3 protein-coding genes and 1 pseudogene are annotated in these 4,958 nt (G+C 43.6%); 2 read left to right on the top strand and 2 right to left on the bottom strand.

The genetic code is table 11. The annotated features are described in order from the left end of the window. Positions 1-310: 310 nt before the first annotated feature. Complete coding sequence (locus ACXJGZ_RS06240) at positions 311-1,714, bottom strand: ATP-binding protein (protein WP_456398650.1); 1,404 nt, start codon at positions 1,712-1,714, stop codon at positions 311-313. Between the two features lie 346 nt (positions 1,715-2,060). On the opposite strand from ACXJGZ_RS06240, the pseudogene ACXJGZ_RS06235 reads away from it, so the two are divergent. Together ACXJGZ_RS06235 and ACXJGZ_RS06230 are read left to right on the top strand one after the other, a co-directional pair. Next, positions 2,061-3,100, top strand: a pseudogene (locus ACXJGZ_RS06235) (class I adenylate-forming enzyme family protein); the annotation flags it as partial. A gap of 45 nt (positions 3,101-3,145) precedes the next feature. Then, positions 3,146-3,598, top strand: coding sequence for an AMP-binding enzyme (locus ACXJGZ_RS06230; protein ID WP_456398651.1), 453 nt, complete (start codon positions 3,146-3,148; stop codon positions 3,596-3,598). A gap of 875 nt (positions 3,599-4,473) precedes the next feature. Here ACXJGZ_RS06230 and ACXJGZ_RS06225 read toward each other — a convergent pair. Further along, positions 4,474-4,752 carry a winged helix-turn-helix transcriptional regulator gene (locus ACXJGZ_RS06225; RefSeq protein ID WP_456398649.1) on the bottom strand — a complete coding sequence of 93 codons (279 nt, stop codon included), beginning with the start codon at positions 4,750-4,752 and terminating at the stop codon, positions 4,474-4,476. Between the last annotated feature and the right edge of the window lie 206 nt (positions 4,753-4,958).

Here is a 4,958-nt window from a genome sequence, read left to right as displayed (position 1 = left end):
GTATTCATCCACGATTGGTTTGATTAGTTTCCTTATCGCATTTATCTCTTCAAGGTATTTATCCACCAAATCCATAATTCAGCTGGATTATTGTCAATTTATATTACTTTTGGTGGGAACTAAGGTTTGTTAATTTATATTACTTTTGGTGGGAACTAAGGTTTTATGTTTAAATATATTTACGATTAAGTGTTTATACACGATTGGCAGAGTTGTAAATCCAAGGTGTTCTCACAACGAAGTACATGCTAGAAGTCCTAATTTTCCTCAACTAAAAAAGCACTAACTCCACGCCAAAGTAAAAAGGTTATTACAGTCGCACATGCCCCAAATTCCCGCCAGAAAGCTTTTCGAAATCTTCCAGATCCCAGACTAGAAGGCCCCCTCTTTCTAATTTTTCCCTGCCCACAATTTTTTTCGCCACTAGTCCGTAACTCTTCTCCCACTCATCCAGCCCCACAAGCTCACTTTTCCTCTCCAAATCCCTCAAAATTCTACTTCCATCCTTTTCTCTAAGCTCCTTCCACTTAACTTCTATAAAGAGGGCTCTTTTCTCCCCTTCGTCGAGGGCAACCAGGTCGATCTCCTCTTTCTTGTGCCACCACCTGCCAATTTTTGTGAAACGGAAAACCCCTGCCTTGTTCAGCTTGAAGATAAGCTGCCTCACAACATCCTCGAAGATCCTTCCGACATGCGCGGGAAGGTCGTCCACGACCTTGTTCACGAGCAACTCTCCCTGATTCGTCTCGATGAGGTCTATATTTGGATGAACGTACCGGAACCAGAATGTGAAGTAGGGATCGTTGATGTAATATCGCCCTCTCCTGCTCTTCCTACTCGCCGTCACCGGTGTTTCCCTCCTTACAAGCTCAAGCTCAATCAGAACCGAGAGGTACTTGCCGATGAGGGACCTTTCAAGGCCGGTTTCAGCCATTATCTCTCCGAGCGTCGTCTTCCCCCTTGCTATCGCTTCCATTATGGCGAAGTAGTTCCTGGGTTCATCCAGCTCCTCTCTGAGTACGAAGAACGCGTCACCGTAGAGGAATGAATCCGGCTTGAAGTAGTAGTCACTCAGGTTCTCCTCCAAGCTTTTATCATCGCTGAACTCGAGGAGGTAAGCAGGAGTCCCGCCCAAGATGCTGTAAGCCTCCACGAACTCTTCCATAGAGTACTTAGGAAGGAAACTCCTCGCATTGAAGAAGTCAAGTGGGTGGAGCTTTAGCTGTCCGGTCCTTCTTCCGTAGATTGGGCTCCTGTAGCCGAGCAGCTTTTCCATCATGGAAACGCTCGAACCGCAGATTACGAGGTACAACTCCTCCTTCGAAAACTTCAGGTCCCAGTATTCCTGCAGGATTGACGGCAGGGACCTGTCACCTTTGACAAGGTAGGGAAACTCATCTATCATCACAACAACCCTCTTTTCCCTCGATTTCTGATGCAGATACTCAAAAAACGCGTCCCAGCTCTGGAATGGGTTTTTTCTCAGCAGCTCGTCACCGAACGATTCGGCCAGCCTCTCCGAAAACCTCTTTAGATTGTCCAGTTTGCTCGTTTCCCTTGCGAGGAGGTAAATCCCACCGTTTCTTCGGATGAACTCTAGCAAAAGTGCGGTTTTTCCCACCCTACGCCTACCGTATACTACGATAAATTCAGCTTTCCCACTATTGAGTCTCCTCTCCAAGAGGTCGAGCTCCTCGGTCCTGTTCACAAACATTTTACTTCACAGTAATTTACTCAAAAGTAAATTACTTAAGAGTTTCGTTTATGGCTTCTGGATAGCAGCGTGCATTTGATTGACAGAGGTTGTGATATGTTCGTCAAACCACTTATACACTTAAGTGTCTTAACAGTGTACTAGACTGGCGTGCTTAGAATCTCATAAAGATGTAAGCAAATTAGCTACTACTTTAAATCTCCCCCTAACTCTAAAACAGTCACAAAATAAAGATTTCATTCTGCCAAGTTAACCACGCCACGTAACTCTAAAGACTGCTGAATTTCCGCCCATATCAACAACTATTAATTAGAAAAAATTATATCTGAATTCATGGAAATCTATCATGGTTTACCTGAAGAGACCTCATCTTCACTACCCTACCATCAGAGTGGATGAAATTCTGGAAGAAACGGTAAGGCGGTGCGGCAACAAGCCAGCTTTTCTCTACCCCTCCAGAGTATCCTATGAAGAACTTAACATGATGATCAATGGCTTTGCCCAAAGACTGAGGGAAAGTGTTGCACCGGGCGATAGAGTTGCTTTGTATGCTGCGAACAGCATCGAATGGGTGGTTGCATTTTTCGGAATACTGAGGCAGGATGTACAGTTGTTCCCCTCAGCCCCCTCTTCAAGGAGTACGAGCTGGAATTCTACCTTACAGACAGCAACGCAAAGGCGATAGTTGTTGAAGATAGCCTGTACGAGAGAGCTTCAAAGACGGGGATCGAGCTCATAGATATACCGGACTTCAAGCCCGGCTTGTTTGAGCCTGAGAAAAATGGTGATCCGAAGGAGGATTTGGCAATAATCCCCTACACTGCTGGCACCACTGGAGAGCCGAAGGGTGTGATGCTGACCCACTACAATTCTGTATCCAACGCCATTCAGTTTGTAGCCGCATCTGAAATTCATGAGAATGACATCTCGCTCATAACTCTCCCTCTCTACCATTCCTACGCGATGAACATGCTTATGCTTGGAGGAGTATGGGCGGGTTTGAGCTTTGTAATCCTTCCGAGATTCAATGTGGAGGAATTCTGTGAGCTGGTGGAGAAGTATGGAGTTACGGTAATCGGAACAACTGCGGCGATGATAATTTACCTCACAGACTGGCTTGAGAAAAGTCAAGCATATGATTTCATCTCCTGGAGGCTTGCAATAATAGGAGCAGCCCCAGTCCCTCCTGACGTCATGATAAGAATAAAGAAGGTTCTTTCGGAAAAGTGCAACAACAGTCTCCTCATCTTTCAGCACGGTTGGGGGTTGACGGAAGCATCTCCCTGCGTTGCCCTGAATCCCTTCTACGCAAACAAACCGGAAACCCAGGGAATAGCCCTTTCCGATGTGGAGGCAAAAGTTATAGACGAGCATGGGAGAGAACTACCTCTTGGAGAGGTGGGAGAGATAATTCTGAAGGGGCCCAACATAATGAAGGGATATCTCAACAGGGGTGATGAGGGCTTCATCAAGATTAACGGGGGAAAATGGCTCAGATCTGGAGATCTTGGATACATCGATGAAGAGGGGTATCACCACCTCCTAGACAGGATTAAGGAGGTTATCAAGTACAAGGGGCACACGGTTGCTCCCGCAGAGCTTGAAGCCTTGCTGCTCAAGCATCCGGCAGTATTCGATGCTGCTGCTGTTATTGGCAAACCCGATCCTGTTGTAGGAGAGATTCCGAAAGCCTATATAGTTCTCAAGCCGGAATACAGGGGCAAGGTTACAGAAGAGGAGCTTATAGAGTGGGTCAGGGAGAGAATTGCAGAATACAAGAGAATAAGGGAGGTTGAGTTTATCGAAGAAATCCCGCGCTCTCAGGCTGGAAAGGTGCTCAGAAGGATTCTCAAGGAGAGGGAACTACAGAGGATGAAAGGGTAAGTTGATCTATCTATTTTTTGGTAAACCCAACTTTTTACTTATCTGTTGGGCCCATTGGTTAGTTGATTGTATTTGTATTTACATTCGGCTCTTTCAGCCTTACTGTTGCTGAAATCCTCTCCACAGACTTTTAGGTTTGACCCATTTCAAATCTGCAAGCCATTCGGTGGAACCTAGCTACATAAAAGTCTCTCCACCTCTCTTGCTGTATTCACTTCTCTCTTTCGGAAGAGATTTAGCAATATGAGTTAAAATGGAAGAAGATGGCTTTCTCTAAAGGCGTAATAGAGGAAATCAATTCCAAATAGGGCTACGAGCAAAGCAAGAGCAAACAGCAGTGTTTTGTAAATCTTTAGACTGAACCCGCTTAATGAAGTTATTTGTGCAATCGCTGTAAGCCAGGCAAAATCGAGCCACACATGAGTAATATAAAGTAAGGAATATCCAGTGAACCCTCCAATATCCTACAGCCTCCATTATAAGCGGAGAGCCAACACCTGCCCACCAAGCTATGAAGAACAGGTCCAACGCGGATAAGCAGGAATATCTTATTGATTCCAAAGCATATTGCAGATATTTTTGAAAGAGTTGGCAGGGATACGCACACTGTAAAGGGGGTATGGTCCAGAATATCTGTCATATGACTTGCAACGAACACTCCAAGAATGGGATCAGTATCAGAATCTTATAGAATTTTCTGGAGGCAAAGAAAAGCTATCAAAAGATCCGGTCAAATATGCAGTAGAGTATTGTAGACAGGATTTCTTTAGAAAACCCTGTCTTTAAATATTTGGAGAAAATATATCGCTTAGCGTGTTGAAATTATTATACCTTCCATTTTAACTGAGATTATCAGTAAATTAAGCTTAAGTCGTTTATCGGCTATTACAATTAGAATCAGAAAGATTCTTTAGAAGGTCAGCAATTTCACCCCCCATTTCTGTTCTCGCGTAAATTCTTCCTAATTTTTCATTTGGAGTTAAACATTTAACAAGTTCCATTTCTTCAAGCTCTTTTAGTGCCCTGCTCACGTGGGGAAGACTTAAGCTTAATTCTTCAGATATCTGAGTCGGATTTTTTGGTCTATCTAGAGAAAGGATCACTAACTTCCTATTTTTGGATCTTACAACAAAGCTGTATTTTTGCCAATCCATATTACCACCTATGAACTTAGAAATTTATATACAATCCATTACCGATAAATTACCGTTATGTTATCAATCAATTACCAATTAATTACCAAATGCTTGATAATCTCTTGACGAAGAAGGGGAAAGTTAATTATAACTATAATAACAGAAGGAATGATCAATAGCAAATATTACTTAGCTACCAGCTTTAAAAATCTCGTTTGTATGGA

This window comes from Palaeococcus sp. (in: euryarchaeotes), assembly GCF_053987695.1.
Note: the sequence above shows the minus strand (reverse complement) of the source record. Positions and strands in the feature narration are given on the sequence as shown.